Origin of the sequence: Streptomyces sp. NPDC059201 (assembly GCF_042754585.1) — a bacterium.
Taxonomy (GTDB): domain Bacteria; phylum Actinomycetota; class Actinomycetes; order Streptomycetales; family Streptomycetaceae; genus Streptomyces.
Genome location: NZ_JBHZBB010000010.1, coordinates 236494 through 256168, shown reverse-complemented (window position 1 = coordinate 256168; position 19675 = coordinate 236494). Strand labels below are relative to the sequence as shown.

14 protein-coding genes and 1 tRNA gene are annotated in these 19675 nt (G+C 74.5%); 5 read left to right on the top strand and 10 right to left on the bottom strand.

The genetic code is table 11. The annotated features are described in order from the left end of the window. Positions 1–63: 63 nt before the first annotated feature. A complete protein-coding gene (locus tag ACFXMG_RS29195) occupies positions 64–1542 on the bottom strand; it encodes a cellulose binding domain-containing protein (protein ID WP_383816635.1) in 1479 nt (492 codons plus the stop codon). Between the two features lie 318 nt (positions 1543–1860). On the opposite strand from ACFXMG_RS29195, the gene ACFXMG_RS29190 reads away from it, so the two are divergent. Then, complete coding sequence (locus ACFXMG_RS29190) at positions 1861–3186, top strand: cytochrome P450 (RefSeq protein ID WP_383816750.1); 1326 nt, start codon at positions 1861–1863, stop codon at positions 3184–3186. Between the two features lie 80 nt (positions 3187–3266). Beyond that, positions 3267–3947 (top strand): 1,4-alpha-glucan branching protein, encoded by a 681-nt coding sequence (locus ACFXMG_RS29185; RefSeq protein ID WP_383816638.1) that lies wholly within the window; start codon positions 3267–3269, stop codon positions 3945–3947. 23 nt (positions 3948–3970) lie between these two features. Here the strand turns inward: ACFXMG_RS29185 and ACFXMG_RS29180 are convergent, their stop codons facing one another. The 7 genes from ACFXMG_RS29180 to ACFXMG_RS29150 form a co-directional block, all read right to left on the bottom strand. Continuing rightward, entirely contained in the window at positions 3971–6970 is a 3000-nt protein-coding gene (locus ACFXMG_RS29180; RefSeq protein WP_383816641.1) for an AAA family ATPase, read from the bottom strand. Positions 6971–7192: 222 nt separating this feature from the next. After that, positions 7193–8887: a S8 family serine peptidase gene (locus tag ACFXMG_RS29175; protein WP_383816752.1), complete on the bottom strand. Its 1695-nt coding sequence runs from the start codon at positions 8885–8887 to the stop codon at positions 7193–7195. Positions 8888–9535: 648 nt separating this feature from the next. Continuing rightward, on the bottom strand, positions 9536–10405 hold the full coding sequence (locus ACFXMG_RS29170) for a GNAT family N-acetyltransferase (protein ID WP_383816644.1): 870 nt from the start codon (positions 10403–10405) through the stop codon (positions 9536–9538). A 177-nt stretch (positions 10406–10582) separates the two neighbouring features. Further along, positions 10583–11476: a hypothetical protein gene (locus tag ACFXMG_RS29165; protein WP_383816647.1), complete on the bottom strand. Its 894-nt coding sequence runs from the start codon at positions 11474–11476 to the stop codon at positions 10583–10585. Then, positions 11473–12495 (bottom strand): SPFH domain-containing protein, encoded by a 1023-nt coding sequence (locus ACFXMG_RS29160; RefSeq protein WP_383816650.1) that lies wholly within the window; start codon positions 12493–12495, stop codon positions 11473–11475. Before ACFXMG_RS29160 ends, ACFXMG_RS29165 begins: the two co-directional genes overlap by 4 nt. Positions 12496–12615: 120 nt before the next feature. Beyond that, a complete protein-coding gene (locus ACFXMG_RS29155) occupies positions 12616–13653 on the bottom strand; it encodes a DMT family transporter (protein WP_383816652.1) in 1038 nt (345 codons plus the stop codon). After that, positions 13650–14468 carry a phosphatase PAP2 family protein gene (locus ACFXMG_RS29150; RefSeq protein ID WP_383816654.1) on the bottom strand — a complete coding sequence of 273 codons (819 nt, stop codon included), beginning with the start codon at positions 14466–14468 and terminating at the stop codon, positions 13650–13652. The genes ACFXMG_RS29155 and ACFXMG_RS29150 overlap by 4 nt, the downstream gene beginning before the upstream one ends. Before the next feature lie 161 nt (positions 14469–14629). Here ACFXMG_RS29150 and ACFXMG_RS29145 point away from each other — a divergent pair, with 161 nt between their 5' ends. Further along, positions 14630–15232, top strand: a complete 603-nt coding sequence (locus tag ACFXMG_RS29145) for a TetR/AcrR family transcriptional regulator (protein WP_383816656.1) — start codon at positions 14630–14632, stop codon at positions 15230–15232. Between the two features lie 29 nt (positions 15233–15261). Then, entirely contained in the window at positions 15262–15639 is a 378-nt protein-coding gene (locus tag ACFXMG_RS29140) for a DUF488 domain-containing protein (RefSeq protein ID WP_383816659.1), read from the top strand. On the opposite strand, the gene ACFXMG_RS29135 is transcribed toward ACFXMG_RS29140, so the two are convergent. Then, on the bottom strand, positions 15636–16160 hold the full coding sequence (locus ACFXMG_RS29135) for a DUF309 domain-containing protein (RefSeq protein WP_383816661.1): 525 nt from the start codon (positions 16158–16160) through the stop codon (positions 15636–15638). The two genes, ACFXMG_RS29140 and ACFXMG_RS29135, sit on opposite strands and share 4 nt — an antisense overlap. A gap of 105 nt (positions 16161–16265) precedes the next feature. Here ACFXMG_RS29135 and ACFXMG_RS29130 point away from each other — a divergent pair. After that, positions 16266–16339, top strand: a tRNA-Pro gene (locus ACFXMG_RS29130). A gap of 141 nt (positions 16340–16480) precedes the next feature. Here the strand turns inward: ACFXMG_RS29130 and ACFXMG_RS29125 are convergent. Beyond that, on the bottom strand, positions 16481–19675 hold a 3195-nt coding region (locus ACFXMG_RS29125; RefSeq protein ID WP_384902602.1), incomplete at its 5' end, for a CARDB domain-containing protein.

Below are 19675 nucleotides of genomic sequence, written 5' to 3'. Positions count from 1 at the left end.
GGCCCGGCCGCCGGTCCACCGAAGTCCGGGACCGGCCGGCCGGGACCTACGGGGAGCCGGGCCTCACGGAGTGACCGCGATGTTGGTGAGGCCGCTGGTGGCGCCCCGTACCGTGTTGGAGGCGTGCACCACGTTGAGCCGCCCGGGGCACTTCGACGTCGAGGTGATCCGGATGGCGTACGCGCCCACCCCGCCCAGGTCGGAGGAGTTGCCGCGCCACACGTTGCCGCAGCCGTTCGGGAACGCCGGGGTGGTGGCCGGGTTGTGGGTCTCGTAGCCGTTCGCGAAGGTGCCGGGCGTCGTGAAGGTGCCGGTGTTGCCCTCGATCAGGTAGTCGACGCCCTTCACGTCGATCCACGAGTCCGCCGAGTTCTGCCCGGTGATCCCGCGCCCGTCGAAGGTGTTGCCGCGGATGATCCCGCCGAAGGTGCCCTCCTTGACGTCGATCGCCTCCGCCGCGACGTTCGGGCCGATCCGGTTGTTCTCCACCAGGACCCGGTCCGAGCGGTCGGCGCCGCCCTCGTTGCCGTGGCAGCCCCAGTTGGATCCGGCCGAGCCGATGTACACGCCCTCGCCGTACCCGGGCTGGACCAGGCCCGTCTCCTCGACCGTGGAGTCGCGGAGCACGCCGTCCGCCGAGGAGCGGCGGAAGTGTACGCCCTCCTCGTCGACGCGGTGCACGTACAGCCCGTCCGCCGTCACGTGCGGGGAGGCGTCGACGACCACGCCCTTCTTGGAGTCCCGGACGGTGAAGCCCTCCAGGTTCCAGTGCGGCGCCTGGTACAGCCACAGGCCGTAACCCGGGTCCCAGCCCGCCGTGGGGACGGGGCAGGAGGGCCCGCTGCCGGACGGCCCGTCGTTGACGAGCACCGCCGTCCGGGGGCCGGTCAGCGTGATCGGCCGGTCCGCCGTGCCGGCCCGCTGCGCCACGAAGGAGCCCCGGTACTCGCCCGGCGCCATCCGGATCGTCTGCCCGGGCGCCGCCGAGGCCAGCGCGGTACGGAGCTCCGCCGCCGTGGCGACGTCGACGATGGGGCCGGTGGGCGGGGTGGACGTGGGAGTGGGGGTGGGCGTCGGGGTCGGCGTGGGGGAGGGAGTGGGGGTGGGCGTCGGGGTGGGGGTCGGCGTGGGTGTGGGGGTCGTGCCGTCGCACGGGGTGCCGTTGACCGTGCAGTTGAGGGGGAGGCCGAGTCCGCTCGCGTTGAAGCCGAAGCCCTGGGTCGCGCCCGGGGCGACCGAGCCGTTCCAGGAGACGTTGGTGAAGGTGTAGTGCCGGCCCGTCTGCGTCTTCGTCGCCGACCAGTGGCTGCTGACCGAGGTGCCCTCCGGCAGGTCGAACTCGACCGTCCAGCCGGCCGCCGGGGCGTCCCCGCCGTTGGTGACGGTCACGTCGGCGCCGTAGCCGGTGCTCCAGACACTGGCCTGGACGACCGAGGCGGTGAGGGCGGGGGCGGCGGCGGCACGGGCCGACGGGGTCAGGAGCCCCGCGGCGATCAGGCCGGCGACGGCCGTCGCGACCGTGGCCGGAATCGCTCTGCGCATGGTGGGTCGTCTCCTTCTGGCGGGCGGCGGTCAGTAGAGAGGAAACTTTCCTTACTGTTGAGGGCACGTCAATGGAACAGGCGGATCCCGTGGCGCCCCCATCTCCCTCCGTACGCCCAGCCCTCACCCGTACGCGCCCCGCCTCACTCCGCCCTCGCTTCGAACGCGCCCCGAACAGCGCCTGCTTCAGGCCACCGACCGGCGGCGCGGCCGGTGACGCGCTGTCGTCCCACGCGCCCGCGCCCCTACAGTGCGAGGTGACCGCGCCACCCCGCACGCGAGGGCGTGCGGACGCCGAACAGGAGCCGTACCGTGGCCATCCCCGCACCGCCCGGCGCCCGCGAGACCACCGGCCCCTCCGGCGGCCGGCCGGTCCCCGAACTCGACGCCGAGCTCGTGGCCCGGTGGCACGCCGAGGGCGGCGAACTGGTCGACCTCCTCACCCTCGTCCGCGAACGGCTCGGCGGCGTCGGCGCGTTCCGCCCCGCGCCCGGCGCCGCGCCCACCGTGCTCGTCACCGACCCCGACGCCGTCCGGCACGTCCTCGCCCACCACCCCGAGCGGTACGTCAAGCGCTCCCACCGCGCCCGCGTCCTCGTCGGCGACGGCGTCCTCTCCGCCACCGGCGACGCATGGCAGAGCCAACGGCGCCTCCTCCAGTCCCAGTTCACCGGCCGGGGCATGCGCCGGTACGAGGCGCGGATCGCCGCCGCCGCACAGGTGACCGCCGCGCGCTGGAAGGCGTACGCCCGCACCGGGGAGGTCTTCGACCTCGGCGAGGAGATGCGCGGCTTCGCCCTCGACACCGTCTGGCGTGCCCTGACCGGGCACCCGCTCGACCCCGGCACCGCCAGCGAACTCGCCGCCGTCGCCGGGGTGGTGGCCGCCCTTCCGAGCCTGCCCGCCGACCAGGTCGCCGCCCAGGCGGCCGTCGCCGCCGACGTCGCCCGGATCGACGCCGTCGCCGAACGGGCCGTCCGCACCGCCCGGGACGGCGGCGCCGGACCCGAGGGGCCCGGCATCCTGCACGTCCTCGTCGAGGCGTCCGCGACCCGCCCCGAGTACACCGACCGGCTGATCCGCGACGAACTCGTCACCCTGCTCATGGCCGGGCACGAGACCACCGCCACCACCCTGACCTGGCTCTACCTCCTCCTCGACCGGCACCCGGAGGCCCGGGAGCGCACCCTCGCCGCCGGCCCCGAGGGCTCGCCCGAGCGGCAGCAGGCCGTCCAGGCGCTCGTCCACGAGACGCTCCGCCTCTACCCCTCGGCCTGGATCCTGCCCCGCCACGCCGCCGGGCCCGACACCCTCGCGGGTCACGCGCTGCCCGCCGGGACCGACCTGCTCGTCTGCCCGTACCTCACCCACCGCGACCCCGAACTCTGGCCCGATCCTGGCCACTTCGACCCCGACCGCTTCCTCACCCCCGGCCGCCGCCCCGCCCACCCCGGCGCCTACCTCCCCTTCGGCATCGGCCCCCGCGCCTGCCTGGGCCTCCAGTTCGCCCTCCGCGAGTCCGTCGCCCTCCTCGAACGTCTTCTGCCGGGACCCGTCCCCCGCTTCGTCACCGTCCCCGACCGGACCGCGTACGGCCTCACCGTCCGCCCCGAAGGCCCCACCCGCGCCGTCCTCTCCGCCTGACCGTCCCGCCCCGACCCGCCCCACCTGCGGCTCTGTTACGTTGGCGGCTCCGGTCCCGAGGAGAGGAAACGAGCCCGCCCATGGCCCAGATCCACCGCACCACGCTGCGGCCGACGAAGCTGGAACTCATCGCCGACTGGCTGCCGACCCGCACGTGGTACGCGGGCGGGGCGGACGCGCCGCGACCCGCGCGGGCCGGCGGGTTCCGGCTCGACGACCCCGCGGGTGAGGTGGGCATCGAGTTCATGGCCGTCACCGACGGAGAGGGCCCGGACGCCGTCACGTACCTCGTGCCGATGACGTACCGGGGCACGCCCCTCGACGGCGCCGAGCACGCCCTCATCGGCACCGCCGAGCACGGGGTGCTCGGCACCCGCTGGATCTACGACGGCGCCCACGACCCCGTGCTCGTCGGCCAGTTGTACGCCCTGCTCGCCGGCCGCACCGAGCCGCAGCAGCAGTCCGTCAGCGACGCCGCCGACCCGACCGTCGCCGCCGTCCTCGACACGGCGGCCGTCTTCGCCGGGGACGCCGAGACGCTGGAGGCCGCCGAGGGCGGCGACAGCACCGACGTCCGTGTGCGGGTGTCCGGCGCGGCCGGGCCGCTCACCCTCCGCGTCCGGCGCGTCCTGCGGCCCGCCGCCGCACCCGGGCAGGACGACGACGGCGCCGTCCTCGGCCGGGTCACCGCCGAGTGGACCCCCGAGGGCCCCGACGGCGCCCGGGCACGCGGGACGTACGTGACCGTCCACGGCGCCTGACACGCACGACGGCGCTCCGTCCCTCAGGGGCGGAGCGCCGTCGCCAACTGCGCGCGGGAGCGCACGTCCAGCTTCTGGTAGATGCGGGTCAGCCGCGCCTCCACCGTCTTCACGCTCAGGAACAGCTTCGCCGCCGCCTCCTGGTTCGAGGCGCCCTGCCCCACCAGCCGGGCCAGCCGCAGCTCCGCCTCGGTCAGCGACGCCAGCGCCGACGGGGCCTCGTCGCCGCCCGCCGCCGCACCCGGCAGCTCACCGGCCGGCGCCTCCGTGGCCAGCGCCAGCCACGGCACCGCCCCCGCCCGCTCGAAGACCGTGGCCGCCGCGTGCAGCGCCGCCTGCGCCGCCGACCGGCGCCGCCGCTTGCGCTCCACCCGGGCCAGCGCCATCAGCGCCCGCCCCTGCTCCAGCGGCAGCCCCGCCTCCGCGAACAGCCCCGCCGTCCTGGTCAGCAGCTCCGCCGCCTCGTCCGTCCGCCCCTCCGCCGCCAGACACAGCGCCTGCGCCCGGTCGCAGCCCAGCAACACCGTGGACCGGCCAAGCCGTTCGGCCACCGGCCGGACCTCCGCGAGCAGCGCCAGCGCGTCCTCCACCGCGTCGTGCCCGAGCAGCGCCTCCGCCAGCTCCTCGTGCCAGCGCAGCATCGACGGGTCGACCGTCGACTGCGCCCGCTCGTCGGTCTGCACCCGGCGCAGCGTCTCCAGGGCCGCCGCCACGTCGCCGTTGACGAGCTGGACGCGCCCGAGGGCGTACCGGCTGCGCGAGAGGAAGACCCGGTCGCCCTCCTCCTCCGACGCCTGCACGCTGCGCCGCGCGTAGCTCGCCGCCCGGCCCAGGCTGCCGCCGGCGGTCTCGGCGAGCGCCAGCGCGTACCAGGCGGGTCCCGGGGACAGGCCCGCCTCCAGGGTCAGCGCCAGCGACTGGCCGGCGTGCGCGAGCGCCGCCGCGCACGCGCCGATCCTCGACTCGATCTCGGCGAGCGTGCGGAAGAGCTCGATGGCGTCCTCGACCGAGCCGCGCCGCTGCACCAGCGGCAGCAGCGCGTTCAGCTCGTCGCGGGCGTCCGTCAGCCGGTCGTCGAACAGGGCATGACGGATCGTCAGGATCTGCGCGGCGTTGTGGATGCCCAACGGCCGCTCCGTCAGCTCCAGTTCGCGGGCGCGCGCCAGGACAGGCTCGGACTGGGCGGAGCCCAGCGCCCGTTCCATCCGGGCCTGCACGGTGAGTGCCTGCGCGGCCGTGCGCGGGTCGCCCACCGAGGCGGCGAGCGCGGCGGACTCCATCGACGCCGTCCGGGAGCGCTCCGGATCGCCGTCCGCCAGCACGTACTTGACCGCCAGGCGCAGCTGCACGGCGGCCCGGAGCGCGGTCTCGCCCTCCGAGTCCTCCATGGCGTGTACGTACATGTCGTCGAGGTCGGTCAGGCCCTGGCCCGCCGTGTCGAGGACCGCGAGGCGGGCCCGTACCCGGTCGGTGGGCGAGGCGTCCCGGGCCAGCAGGTCCGTGGTGGCCCGCATCGCCAGGTCGGCGCGGGCGGCCCGCGCCGCCTCCTCGGCCGCGTCCACGAGGCGCGCGATCCGCCGCTCCCCGTCCCTCCCGGGCGTCGACTCGGCCGCCAGCAGGGCGAGTTCGGCGGCGAGCGCGCTGTTCCCGCGCCGCCGGGCGGTCTCCGCCGCGGCCGCCACCTCGGCGGCCAGCTCCTCGTCCGGCCGGTCGGAGGCGAGCGCCCGGTGCCGTACCGCCTCCACCGGGTCGTCCACGACCTCGGCCAGCGCCGCGTGCCCGGCGCTGCGCTCGGCCCAGCAGGCGTCGTGGACCAGCGTGGACGGCAGGAGTCCTGCGGTGAAGGCGAGCGAGCCGTCCTCGGCGAGCGACACCAGTCCGGCCCGCTCGGCCGCCGCGAGGTCCGCCTCCGCGTTGGGCCGCCCGGCCCGGCGTACCAGGGTCGCCGAGGGGCGCAGGGCGAGCGCCGCGAGCAGCAGGGTGGCCCGGACCGGCGGGGGTGCGGCGCCCAGGAGCTGGCGGGCGAGGTCCCGGGCGCGGCCGGAGAGCGTGAGCGCCTCGGCGTGGTGCACGGGCGTGCGGGCGTCGGCGAGGGAGCGGCCGACGGCGAGCGCGAGCCGGGGGTTGCCGCCGCTGGCGCGGTGGATGCGGCCCGCCATCCGGGACGGCAGCCGGTGGTGGATGAGGAGTTCGGCGATCTCGTCGGCGTGCAGCGGCGGCACAAGCAGCAGGTCGGCCTCGGAGGGGACCCACAGGTGGGCGGAGTGCCCGGCGCCCGGCCGGCCCGGGTGGCCGGGGGCTCCGGTGCCGGGCTCGGTCTCGTCGGTGCGGTGGGCGTCCCCGTACGGCTCCGGGGTCTCGACCGCGATGACGCGCAGCGACGGCGGGGCGAGGTGGAGGGCGAAGCGGAGCAGGTCGGTGCTGTCCGGGTCGAGGAACTCGGCGCCGTCGACGACGAGCAGCACCGGCCCCCGGGAGGTCAGGACGCGCAGGATGCGGGCGATGCCCAGGCGCAGGGCGATCGGGTCCCAGCCGCCCTGCTGGATGGGCGCCTCGCGGCAGAGCATGGCGACGGCGGTGCGCTGCGGGCCGGGCAGGTCGTCGAAGACGCCGGAGGCGAAGACCCCGGAGGGGAGGGCGCCAGGGGTGCCGAGGACGGGGGCGCCGGGGAGGCCGGGCGGGCCGTCCTCGCCGGTGGGGACGGGCTCGGCGCGCGGGCCGGGCCGGCTGACGGTGGCGGCCACCGAGGCGACCAGGGCGGCCGCGGCGGCGCCGGGTATCGCGCGGTCGGCGGGGAGGGCGGCGAGCCACAGCACGGTCTCGCCGCGGGCCTCGGCCCGGGCGGCGGCGGCCAGCGCGACCTCGGTCTTGCCGACGCCGGCGGGTCCCGTGAGCAGGGCGCGGCCGCGGGCGTGGAGGACGGATTCGAGGCGGGCGAGCAGCTCCTCGCGGCCCACCGGGGCCGGAGGCCCGGCCGTGCCGGGGGTGCGCGCGGGCAGGGGGCCGTTCGGAACCGTCGTCACCTGGTCGCCACCTCCGCCCGTGGGCCCCGCCCATGAGCCCTGCGCAGAGGATACGGAGCCCGCCGCGTCCGTCCAGGGCCCGTGTCCGGCATACGGACACCCGGCACCGCGCGGGGTCCCTTCAACAGCCCGGCGACACCCTCGTGGTGTAGACCACGAGGGTGTCGCTGACCAGCGGTGATGCTGGTGTGGGGGGTGGTGGAGCGTCGGTGGAGCGGTGGGTCAGAAGGTGAGGCTCCAGGAGTCGATGTAGCCGGTGTCACCCGAGGCCACATCGCGGACCTGGAGCTTCCAGGTGCCGTTGGCGACCTCGCTGGAGGCGTCGACCGTGTACGTCGCGAGGACGTTGTCGGCGCTGTCCGAGGAGGAGGACGCCTTCAGGTTGCGCACCGTGCCGTCGGGGGCGACCAGGTCGACGACCAGGTCCCCGCGCCAGGTGTGCTTGATGTCCACGCCGACCTTGAGGGCGGCGGGGGCGTTGCCGGTGCGGCCGCTGACGGCGATCGAGGACGACACGGTGGTGTTGTCGGAGATCGTCACGTTGTTGGCGTTGGTGAAGGGGGTGCCGGGCTGGGTGGTGCCCGTGACCGCGTTCACCGTCTTGGCCGCGTCGGCGATGCCGGCGCCGCAGCCACCGGAGCAGGTGCCGGGGAGCGGGCGGGCGTTGCTCTTGATCGCCGACTCGATGTCGGCCGGGGTGAGGGTGCTCTTGGCCGACTCCAGGAGGGCGGCGAGGCCCGCGATGTGCGGCGCGGCCATGGAGGTGCCCTGGTAGGGCTTGTAGTTCTCGGCCGACTGGGTCGTCGCGCCCGAGTTCAGCGTGGAGTAGATGCCGTTCTCGGGGGTGGTCACGGTGCCGGGCGTGTCGGTGGCGCGGCGGGTCTCGCCGCCCGGGGCGGACACGTCCACCAGGTTGCCGTAGTTGGAGTAGTACGACCGGTTGCCCTCGCGGCTGGTCGACGCCACGGTGATGACGTTCGAGCAGTTCGCGGGCGTGAAGCCGGAGGTGTTGGCGTTGCTGTTGCCCGCGGCGACGACGACGGTGGTACCGCGCGAGACGGCGCCGTTGATCGCGGTCTGGTAGACGCTCGGGCAGGTGGTGCTGGCGCCGCCCAGGCTCAGGTTGATGACCTTGGCGGGGGTGGCGTTGGCCGGGACGCCCGACACGGTGCCGCCGGAGGCCCAGGTGATGGCGTCGGCGATGTCGGAGGACGAGCCGCCGCACTTGCCGAGGACCCGGACGTGCTGGACCTTCGAGCCGTACGCGATGCCCGCGATGCCCTTGGTGTTGTTCGTGACGGCGCCGATGGTGCCGGCCACGTGGGTGCCGTGCCAGGAGGAGTTCGACGCCTTCGAGCCGAAGCCGCACTCGTTGTCGGTGGCGTTCCAGTCGCCCTCGTCCTTGGCGTCCGCGTCACGGCCGTTGCCGTCGCGGGCGTCGGTGGAGGTGGAGATGAAGTCGTACCCGGCGACCGTGTTGGCGGCGAGGTCGCTGTGGGCGGCGTAGCCGGTGTCGATGACGGCGACGGTGACGCCCGAGCCGGTCGTCTTGTCCCAGGCCGCGGGAACGTTCATGCCACCGGTGGCCTCGAAGAGGTCCCACTGCTTGGCGTAGTCGGTGTCGTTCGGGGTCACGGCCATGGCGTAGGCGCGGACGTCCGGCTCGACGGTGGCGACGGACGGGTCGGCGCGGAAGGCGGCCATGACCTCGTTCACGTCCTGCGGGGTGGCGGAGTCGCCCAGGTCGACGAGGGCGCCGCCGCCGGAGAGGCGCCGCTCGAAGGCGAGCTGCTCGCCCGTCTTCGCGGCCTTCTCGGCGGTGTCGGTCTTCGCGGCCGAGTTGGAACCGGCCTCGGCGGTACGGCTCTTGTAGGTGACGATGACCTTGTCGACCGGTGCGCTGGGCAGCGCCCGCATCGACTGGGAAGCCGGCGCGGGGGCCGGCTTCGGGGAGGGAGCGGCCGGGGCGGCGGCGTATGCCCCGGTGGTGGTGACAGCGGCACCGATGATCGCGGCGGTGGCGACCACGGATATGACTCTCCGCCTGGAACCGTTCAAAGTGATTGGCCCTTTCGAGTACGACGTAGGTGCGGAGCAGTGGCGGCGGCGCGGGAGTCGCGGGGCGAAGTGGGGTCGCGTCCGTGGTCCCTGGGCTGGGGGGCCCGTGCGCCGCCACCGGCGCCGACGGCCCGGGTCAAGGCCGTCACCGGCGGCGATCTCCCCGCATGCACCTGTCAGATGCGCTGCGGGGGATGATATCCGCCGGTGCGGAGGACAGTAGGGAACGGAAAGGTGAACGCGATACGGGGAAAACCCTTGTCACCCCTCACCCCCGGGGGAGGGGCGCCCCCGAGCCGACGAGCCCGGCCCCTCACGGAGCGGCCCAGGGGTGGTCCGAGAGCCCCCCGCGGCCCCGCCCCCGAACCCGAAGTGGCCGAATCCGACCCGCTCACGGGCACGTGAGTGCGCCGGGGGGTGGGCGAGGGGGGCGCCGAGGGGAGGCGAGGGTTTTGGGGCGCGGTGAGGGAGGGGCGGGCGTGTCAGGGGGCTGGATCCGGGGGGTGGTCAGCCGAGTTCGAGGGTGGTGACGCCGAAGACGCGGTCCTGAGGCACCGGGCGTACCGGGGCCGTGTACATGCGGGCCGTCTCGAAGGTGGGGGTGAGGCCGCGGGCTTCGGCGAGGCGGGCCGCCGCCGGGTTCGTCTCCGGCATGTCCACCGCGATCGCGCGCGCGCCGAACTCCCGGGCCGCCTCCGCCAGCGCGTCGAGCAGCGCCGCCGCGTCCGCCGGGCCGTCCGCGAACAGCGGCCCCACCCGCGCCTCGTCCTGGCAGGGGCGTACGACGCCGTAGCCGGTCACCCTGCCGTCCACGACCCTCGCGAGGGCGCGATGCCCCGGGGTCGCCAGCCAGGCGGAGAGGAACCGGGGCCGTTCGGCGTGGTGGCAGGCGGAGTCGTACGCGGCGAGGAGCGCCGGATCGACCCGTTCGGCCGGTACGACTCCGGTCACCGGGCGCTCCGGGGACGGCACTTCACCGACATATCGGGCGGTCCGGTAGGCCGGCGCGAAGCCGGAGCGCCGGTAGTTGTCCTGCTGGGCCGGGACCCCGTCGAGCCCCACCGCCCGCCCGCCCGCGTGCGCGAGGCCGGCCCGCCACGTGGCCAGCCCGAGGCCCTGCCCGCGCAGTTCGGGACGGACGAGGTAGAAGCCGAGGAAGGCGTACTCCTCCCCGTACGTGACGACGGAGACGGCGGAGACCGGCTCCCCGTCGAGCCGACCCAGGAAGAACCCGCGCGGATCCTGCGCGAAGAACGCGTCGCCGTCCGTCCGGCCGGGGTTCCAGCCCTCCTCGGCCGCCCAGGACCGGACGAGCTCCCACTCGGCGCGGGTGGCGCGGGCGACGACGAGCGGACCGGGGGAGGAGGAGGCGGTCATGGGGGCCTTCCGGTACGGGGGCGAAGGTGGGGGCGAGGCGGAGTGGGCGGTGGCCGTGCCGCGTCGGCGTGCGTCACGGACGCGCCCGCCCGAGGGGTGCGTCACCGCACACCAAATCGGTCAAAGCGCCCCACCCTAGCGCCCCCTGGCACCCCTCCCGGCCCGCCGCCGATCGATTCAGGTCACCAGCCGGAGCCGGGTCTCGGCGACGGTGAGGCGGACGGTCTGGCCCCAGGTCAGGTCGAGGGCGTCGGACTCCACGCCGTCGCCGAAGGCGACCAGGCGGTCGGACTCGACGGTGAGGCGGAGCCCCTCGCCGGGCCCGACGAGCCCCTCGACCCGGCGCGTGCCCGTCGTCGGGGACGGCCACGCCTCGCGCACGAACCAGGCGAGGCGCGGCTCCGCGGGCCCGGGCAGGGCGAGCGCGCTGGAGCGCTGCTGCCAGAGCGAGCGGAGCCAGCCGGTGGCGCCGGTGCCCGTACCGGCCAGCACCCCCGAGGACGCCTGCGGTTCGGGCGCCGCGCCCTCCGTGTCGAGGGTGTAGCGGGCGGTCTGGTGCCCCGGCGGGCCGACGTAGATCTCGTTGAGCGCGAGCAGCCGCTGGCCGTCGTCCGTGGCCGCCGCGACCATGGTCAGCTCGTCGGCCGCGACCCCCGGCCCCGCCGCGTACGGCAGCAGCCGGCGCGCGTCGGCCGGCCGGTGCCGCACGAGGACGCCCGGATTGCGGCCCGGATCGGCGTCGATGCCGACGACGGGCTGACCGGCGAGGTACTTGGCGGTGTTGGCGACAAGACCGTCCTGGCCGACCACCACGACCACGTCCTCCGGCCCGAACAGGAACCTGTCCAGATCGGCGCGCTCCACCCGGGTCTGCCGCCAGGCCAGCGGTACGGCCCCGGCGACGGCGGCGAGCGCCCGCCGCGTACGGTCGTGCCGCTCGCGGACCTCGTCGGCCGAACGCCCGCGCGCCGCCAGGAAGAACGCGGCCTGCCCGTGCGTCCCGTGCCGGGCGAGCAGCTCCTCGTACTCCGTCCTGCGGTGCACGAGGACCGCCCGCGGCGCGAGGCTCACGCCCCCGCCCCGCCCCCGGCGCTGCCGCTGCCGCCCAGCTTCGCGAGGAGGCCGGTGAGGACGTCGGGGGAGAGGGTGAGGTGCTGGATCCGGGGCAGCTGCTCGGCGGCCCGGGCGAGCGCGAGGGCGTGCAGGACGCCCGGTTCGGCGACGGTGTGCGCCTGGAGCCAGGCCGTCTGCGCGGCGGCCCGGGCCTCGCCGACCTCGCGCGCCGCCTCCGCCTCGGCCCGCGACAGGCGCACCTTGCGTACGGCCTCGGCCTCCGCCCGTACCGCGTCGGCGGCGGCGGACTCCTCCGCCTCGCGCCGCGCGTTCGTACCGCGCTGCTCGACGAGCCGCTCCTCCTGCCGGGCCAGCTCGATCTTGCTGGCCAGCTCGTTCTCCGCGATCGTCCGCTCGCGCTCGACCGCGACCGCGCGCCGCTCGTACGTGGCCCGGTCGGCCTCCTGCTGGATCTGCTCCCGCGCCGGGGTGCGCAGCGCCCGCTCGACCTCGGGCTCGGGGCGCAGCGCGACCACGCGGACGGCGACCACCTCGATCCCGGTGGCCGGCAGCCGCGGTTCCGCGGCGAGCCCGTCCGTGATCCGCTCCCGTACCGCCGCCACACCGTCGACCAGCGCCCGCGCGAGCGGGGTGCGGGCGAGCACGTCGAGCGCGTGCTGCTGGGCGGTCTCGGTCAGCAGGGTCGCGATCTGCTCCAGCGGACTCCCGCGCCACACGCCCGTGTCGGGGTCGATGGAGAAGTCGAGCCGCGCGGCGGCGGTGGCCGGGTCCCCGATCCGGTACGTGACCGTGGCCTGCACGCTCACGTCCTGGAAGTCCGCGGTACGCGCGTGAAACGCCACCGCGAGCTCCCGGTCGTCCACCGGCACCTCGGACAGCGCCGCGCTCAACGCCCGGAACCAGAAACTGACCCCCACCCCGTCCTGCACGACCCGCCCGCCCCGCTGGTACCGGATGTGCGCGGTGGGCGCGGACCGCAGATGCCGCCACCCGACCCGCCGCGTGATGTCAGCCATGAGAGAACCCCCTTGTCGTCACCATGACGATAGAACCGGGTTCCGGTTGTCGTCAAGGTGACATAAAGGGGGTGGTGGGGTGAGTGGGGCTGGTGGGGCCCGAGGGGAGCGGCCCCCGGGTCAGCGGGCGGGTTCCGCCTCCGGGGTGGGGGTGAGGGCTCCGGTCAGGGCCTCGGCCAGGGTGACGGGTGTCGGGTCGGCGGGCGGTTGTGGGGTGGGGTTCCCGGCGGGCTCCGTCGTGATCCGTGCGGACGCGGTGACCGGGTTGCGGGAGGTCTCCGGGGGCATCGGGGTGCCCGTCGTGAGGAGGATGACGCCTCGGGCCGCCACCAGGGCCGCCGCCGCTGCCGCCGCCCAGCCCCAGGCGCCCGCTCGGAACGTCTCGCCCAGGAGGGCCACGCCGATGACGGCGGCGGAGGCCGGGTTCGAGAGGTTCACGACGGCCAGAGGGGCGGCGAGGCCGCCCCGGTAGGCGGTCTGGGAGAGGAGCAGGCCGCCCATGGCGAAGGCGGAGATGAGGACCGCGAGCAGGGCGGTCTGCCACCAGGTGGGCTGCCGGCCCGGGAGGCCGACCGCGAGCGCGGCGGTGAGGGTCTGGGTGAGCGCCGACGCCACGCCCGACGCGATGCCGGAGGCGGTGGCGCGCCCGAGCCCGTTCGCCCGTACGCCTCCCTCCGAAGCACCGGCCCGCCGACCGCCCGCGAGCACCGCGATCAGCAGCGCCGTGGCCGCGGCGACGACCAGGGACTCGTTCAGGCTCAGCGACTCGCCGGGCGCGGCCGGCCCGGTCACCGCGACCAGGCCGACCAGCCCCGCCAGGGTCCACAGCGCGCCCCGCCACTCGGTGCGGGTCACCCGCCGCCGGGCCGTGTACGCGGCCAGCGGCAGCGCCGCGACGAGCGTCAGCGCGCCGAGCGGCTGCACCAGCGTCAGGGGGCCGTAGTGGAGGGCGGCGACATGGGCGAGGGCACCGGCGGCGTTGAGGCCGACGGCCCACCACCACTGGCCGCGCGCGAGGAGCGCCCGCAGCGCGCCGCGCCCCGAGGGGGCGGACGGGGAGGCGGCGAGCCGCGCCTGGGCGACGGCGGCGAGCGCGTACCCGGCGGAGGAGACGAGGGAGAGGAGCACCGCGAGCACGGTGCCCGCCGCGCCGCTCATCGCAGCACCCCGGCGGGTACGGCTCCGGCGCTCGACCGCTGCCGCGGCACGGCGGGCGGAGTCTCGGACGAGGGGGCCGGGCGCGCGGGCGCCGGTACGACGAGCAGCGCGAGGCCCAGCAGGACCGCGGCGGCGACCGCTTCCAGCCAGTAGTGGTTGGCCGTCCCGACGATCACCAGCAGCGTCAGCGCCGGGTGCAGCAGCCACCACATGCGCAGCGGCGAGCGGGTCGCGGCGATCAGGCCGATCGCGACCATCAGCGCCCAGCCGAAGTGCAGCGACGGCATCGCGGCGAACTGGTTCGCCATCGAGTCCGTCTCGGGGACGGCGCCGTACACGGACGGGCCGTAGACCCGCGCGGTGTCCACCAGACCGCTCGCGGCGAGCAACCGGGGCGGCGCGAGCGGCACCAGGATGTGCAGCGCCAGCGCCGCGCCGGTGACCAGCGCCAGGACCCGCCGCGACCACACGTAGTGCGCGGGGCGGCGCCAGTACAGCCAGGCGAGGAAGGCGATCGTGGCCGGGAAGTGCACGGCCGCGTAGTAGGTGTTCGCGACCCGGATCAGCGGCTCTCCGTGCAGCAGGAGCTGCTGGACCACGCCCTCGCCGGGGAGGTGGAGGGCGCGCTCCGCGTCCCACACCCGGTCGGCGTTGTGGAAGGCGTCGGCCTCGTGCCCGTTCGCGAGGAGCCGGCCGAACTTGTAGACGAGGAAGAGCCCGGTGACGAGCAGCAGCTCGCGCGGGAGCGGCGGCCGCCCGCCCTCCGCCCGGGAGGCGGGACGGAGCCCGCGTATCCCGCGTATCCGGGTAGCCATGGCGGCACTTCCCATCGATCAATCGGTCAAACCCGCAACATCCCTAACAAACGGAGGAACTCTAGATCCGATTTCATCGAGACGCAAGCGTCTCGATACGTTTGCGTCTCGATTGTGCACCCCCTACTCTCGTATGTGCAGAACTCTCGTAGGAGGGCCCGATGTCCACGCAGGCCGCCACCGCCGCCGCCCGCCGCAGCAAGATCACGCCGGAACGCGAGGCGGAGCTGTACGAGGCCGTGCTCTGCCTCCTGCGCGAAGGCGGCTACGACGCGGTGACCATGGAGGGTGTCGCCGCCCGCACCAAGTGCGGCAAGGCCACCCTCTACCGGCAGTGGGGCACCAAGCCGCAGCTCGTCACCGCCGCCCTCGCCTCCCGCCGCTGCGCGATCTTCACCGGCATCGACACCGGCACCCTCGCCGGCGACCTGCACGAGGCCGCCCGCATCGCCTCGGCCCGCCACGAGCGCGACACCGAGCTCATGGAGGCCGTCGCCCAGGCGTACCTCCAGCACCCCGACCTGCGCAGCGCCCTGCGCGAGACCGTCATCGCCCCCGAGGTCGCCGCCATCGACGCCGTCGTGCAGCGCGCCGTCGACCGGGGCGAGGTCGCCGCCGACAACCCGGCCATCGCCTTCGTCGCCCCCAGCTTCATGGGCCTGCTCCGCATCGAGCGGCTCCTGGAGGACCGCTTCCCCGACGACTCCGCCGCCCGCGCGTTCGTCGACGCCGTCCTCCTGCCCGTCCTGCGCGTCGACGGGTGACCCGCGCCGGGGTCACGCACCCTGGAACCATGCCCGCCACCACCCCCGACGTCCGCGTCCGCCGCGTCTACGACCCGCCGGCCCCCGACGACGGCGTCCGCGTCCTCGTCGACCGCCTCTGGCCCCGCGGCCTCGCCAAGGCCGACGCCCACATCGACGAATGGCCGAAGACCCTCACCCCGTCCACGGAACTCCGCCGCTGGTACCACGGCCCCGGAGAAGGCGACTACGAGGAGTTCCGCCGCCGCTACGAGGCCGAACTCGCGGCCCCCGACGCCTCGGCCGCCCTGGACCGCCTCCGTACCCTCGCGAAGACGGACACGATCACCCTCCTCACCGCCACCAAACACCCCGAGACCAGCCACACCACCGTCCTGGAGGCGGAACTGAGGGCCCCGGCGACCTAGCGGCCGGTCGTCAGCCGGGGTGCCTCCGACGCGGCGTCCGGGGGAGCGGCCCCGCCCTCGGCCCCGGACTCCACCCGGGCGGCCAGCTCCCCGGCCCACGCCACGAGCCCGGCGACGTCCACCCCGTACGTCGGGCCGCCCCCGTCCGCGTACCCCTCGATCCGCCCGGCGCCCCGGCGCAGCAGCCGCGCCCCGCCCGTGGCGTTCCCCCGGGCGGCATGCGTCAGGCCCACGGCCAGCTGCGCCAGCCCCTGCCACAGCTCCCGCTCGCCCCCGGGCCCCGACTTCCACGCGTCCTCGAAGACCTCGTGCGCGTGGAACGGCATCCCCGCGTCCAGCAGCCGCTGCGCCTCCCGCACGCTCTCCCCGGGCGCCCGCACCACCCCCTCGGGCTGCCGCTCCACCCCCGCGACCCCGTACGGCAACGGCCGCCCGAGCCCGTCCCGCGGCCGCGCGTTCCGCGCCCGCCCCTCCGCGTCCCGGTCCCGGCCGCCCGTGGTCCCTCCGGATGCATCGCTCACCCCGCCATTCTCCGCCCCCGCCCCCCGGCATGTGATCGCCACCCCCGGAGTGAGGTAATGTTCTCCTGCACGCCGACGCGGGGAATCCCCGCCGCCGACGCGCACCGGGACGTGGCGCAGCTTGGTAGCGCACTTGACTGGGGGTCAAGGGGTCGCAGGTTCAAATCCTGTCGTCCCGACTTTTCGAAGTCGCAGATCAGGGGCCGTTTCAGAGCAATCTGAAACGGCCCCTGTCTCGTTTGTCACGAAGCCGGCGCAGGGCTTCTCGGGAGAAGTCCTGCGCCGGTGGGTGCCTCCGGGCGCGCCGGAGGAGGTGTTGCCTACGGGTTGATGTTGATCTTGAAGGTGGAGGTGTTGTTGCGGACGTCGACGGCGTTGCCGTTCATCGTCAGCCCGTTGAAGGTGACCTCACCGACGGCCGGCCCCTGGCCGGCCTCCGGCATCTCGTTGGCCCAGAGACCGAAGCCGGACTTGGCGTCCCAGGCGTCGCCGCTCTTGCGGGCGCCGGTGATGGAGATGTCGGTGAGGATGGTGTCCTTGATGGGGAACTGGGGCTGTCCACCGACGTAGTTCGTCTGGAACATGATGCCGCTGTAGGTGGGGTCGACGATGTCGACGCTGTTCACGCGGATGCCCTGGAACACCTTGGAGGCGGAGAACAGCCAGATGCCGGGGAAGGTCTGGTTGCCCCAGAAGTGGCCGCCGGCCCGGACGATCGAGATGTTCTCCAGGGTCGTCGGCTCGGTGCCGAAGCCGTTCATGGCGTAGCCGAAGTCGAGCGAGGAGACGGTGACGCCGGAGTAGACCAGGGTGTCGGCGATGTGGATGTTGCGGAAGGTGTTGCTGTAGCCGCCGTAGACGGCGAGGCCCGCCGCCCGCCAGGTGAGCGTGCTGGTCAGGTTCTCGTAGACGTTGTTCTTCATGTCGGCGCCGCCGGCGTCGATCGCGGAGAACAGCGCGAAGCTGTCGTCGCCGGTGGCCCGGGCGTCGTTGTTGACGACGTGGTTGTCCGTGGAGCCGTTGGTCATGTTGACGCCGTCGGCGAACATGTTGCGGATCCGGGAGTTCTTGATCGTGATCCGGTCCGCGTTGGCGCCCCAGTAGAGGCACACCATGTGCTCGTTCCAGATGTCGTCGATCACGATGTCGGTGACGTTGGCGAAGTCGAAGACCTTGCCGGGACCGTCGATCCGCGAGGTGTAGTTGCCGAAGTAGGCGAAGCCCTTGAACAGCGAGCCCTTCGCCGCCGCCTCGGCGCGGAAGCCGACGTCGGTGTTGTCCTGGGTCGAGGGCGCGTGGAACTTCGTGTACCAGGGACCGGCGCCGACCACCTTGACGGCCTTGCCGTACACCTGGAACTTGCTCGACGTCTGGTAGTCGCCGGGCGGCAGGTAGACGCCGGTGAGCTTGCCGGTGGTGTCCATGCGGACCCGGTCGAGGGCGTTCTGGACGTCCTGGTGGGTGAAGCCGGCCGGGACGGTGTACGCGGCCGGGTCCGGGTTCGCGACCGGGGCGACCTGCTCCAGGTCGACGAAGTCGATCGCGTAGTTCGCCGCGCTGTTGGCCGCGTCCTTCTGAAGCCGGATCCTGCTGCCCGCCTGGACCGTCTCGCCCAGGAGCAGGTGCGCCTCGTCGTAGATGTGACGCGGGGCGCCGGAGCCCGGGGAGTTGCCGGGCGCGATCTCGGAGCCGTACAGCCAGGCGTACTTCGAGGTCAGCGGGAGCGCCTTCTTGAAGACGCCGTCGACGTAGACGTTGATCGTGGAGTCGATGCCGCCGCCGCCCGGGGCGTCCGGGATGGAGAAGCGGGTGACCAGGGTGTTGGTGGCGGCGCGGGCCGTGAACTCGACGTACTCGCCGGTCGCGTCCAGGGTGACGGCCTTGCGGCCGGATGCCTCGCCCGCGAGGTCGCCGACGGTGCGGTTGGGGCCGACGACCGTGGCGCCGCCGCCGACGGTGCCGTCCTCCGCCTCGTACGTGGTGTACGGCATGTTCGCCCCGCGCCCGACGAAGAGCGGCTGGGAGGCGGTGTTGTTGGCCCGCTTGACCGGCAGTTCGCCGGAGTCGTCGGCCAGGACCGTGCGGACGGTGTAAGAACCGTTGGCGGCGGTCCACGGGCCGAGGGTCACCACGGTCGAGGCACCGGCGGCGAGGCTGCCGCTGTAGGAGCCGGTCAGGGTCTTGACCGTGGCGCCCTGCTTGTCGAGCAGGTTCAGGGTGACGCCGTGGCTGCCCGCCGAGGTGGCCTGGTTGCCCTGGTTCCGCACGGTCGCCCGGAAGGAGACGGTGTCGCCGGCGGACGGGCTGGACGGGGTGGTCGCGACCGAGGCGGTGACCACGTCGGGGCTGGTGACCGGCGTGACCACGAGCGGGGTCGGGCTGGTGTGGGTGTTGTTGGACTCGTTCTGCTCGATGACCGCGTTCGCCTCGTCGGCGACCGCGCTCAGCTCGTACGAGCCCGCCTCACGCGCGCCGATGGAGGCGCTGACGGTGGCCTGGGCCCCGGGGGCGAGGGTGCCGACCTGGGCGGTGGCGACCTTGGTGCCGCCCAGGCGCAGCGCGACGGCACTGGCCGGAGCGGCCGCCGGGCCGCTGTTGCGGACGGTGGCGCTCACCGTGATCTGGTCCGACTCGACGGGGGCGGCCGGCGTGGTGGTCAGTCCGGTCACCTCCAGATCCGGGTTGGGCGCGGGCACGCCGATCACCTGGAACTCGGCCAACTGGCCCGCCGAGGAGCCGGTGTTGGCGGTGAACCTGAGCTGGACGTCGGCGACGCGGGCGGTGACCGGGACGGTCACGGTGTTCCCGCCGGCCGGGTCGAAGGTGTAGCTCTTCGCGGCGACCAGGCTGGTGAAGCCGGAGGCGCTCTGCTCGCGTCCGAGGACCTCGACGGTCTGGTTGCGCGCGGCCCAGGCGGTGGAGGGGTCGAGCTTCAGGACGAGCCGGTCGAGGTCGGCGTTGGAGCCGAGCTTGACGGTGAGGGTGTTCGGGTAGCTGCCGCCCGCGCCCTCCCAGTAGGTGCTGGTGTTGTTGTCGTTGGCGTTCGCCGCGACGAAGCTGTGGACCGTGGACGAGGCGCTGATCGGCTTGCCGACGGCCAGGTTGGAGCCCGTGGAGCCGCTGCCGTTGCGGGTGACGGCGTTGCTGTTCGCGGACTGGTTGCCGGCCGCGTCCTTGGCCCGGACGTGGTAGGTCACCGTCTGGTGGGCCGGGCGGCTGTCCGTGTACGTGGTGACGTTGCCCGCCACGCTGGTCAGGAGCGTGTTGTTGGCGTAGAGGTCGTACCCGGTGACGCCCGTGTTGTCCGAGGACGCGCCCCAGACCAGCCTCACCTGGCCGGAGGTCTGCTCGGTGAACGCCAGGTTCGCCGGCACCGTCGGCGCCTGCGTGTCCCCGGTGTCGCCCTGCCGGGTGACGGTGTTGCTGTTCGCGGACTGGTTGCCGGCCGCGTCCTTGGCCCGGACGTGGTAGGTCACCGTCTGGTTGGCCGGGCGGCTGTCCGTGTACGTGGTGAC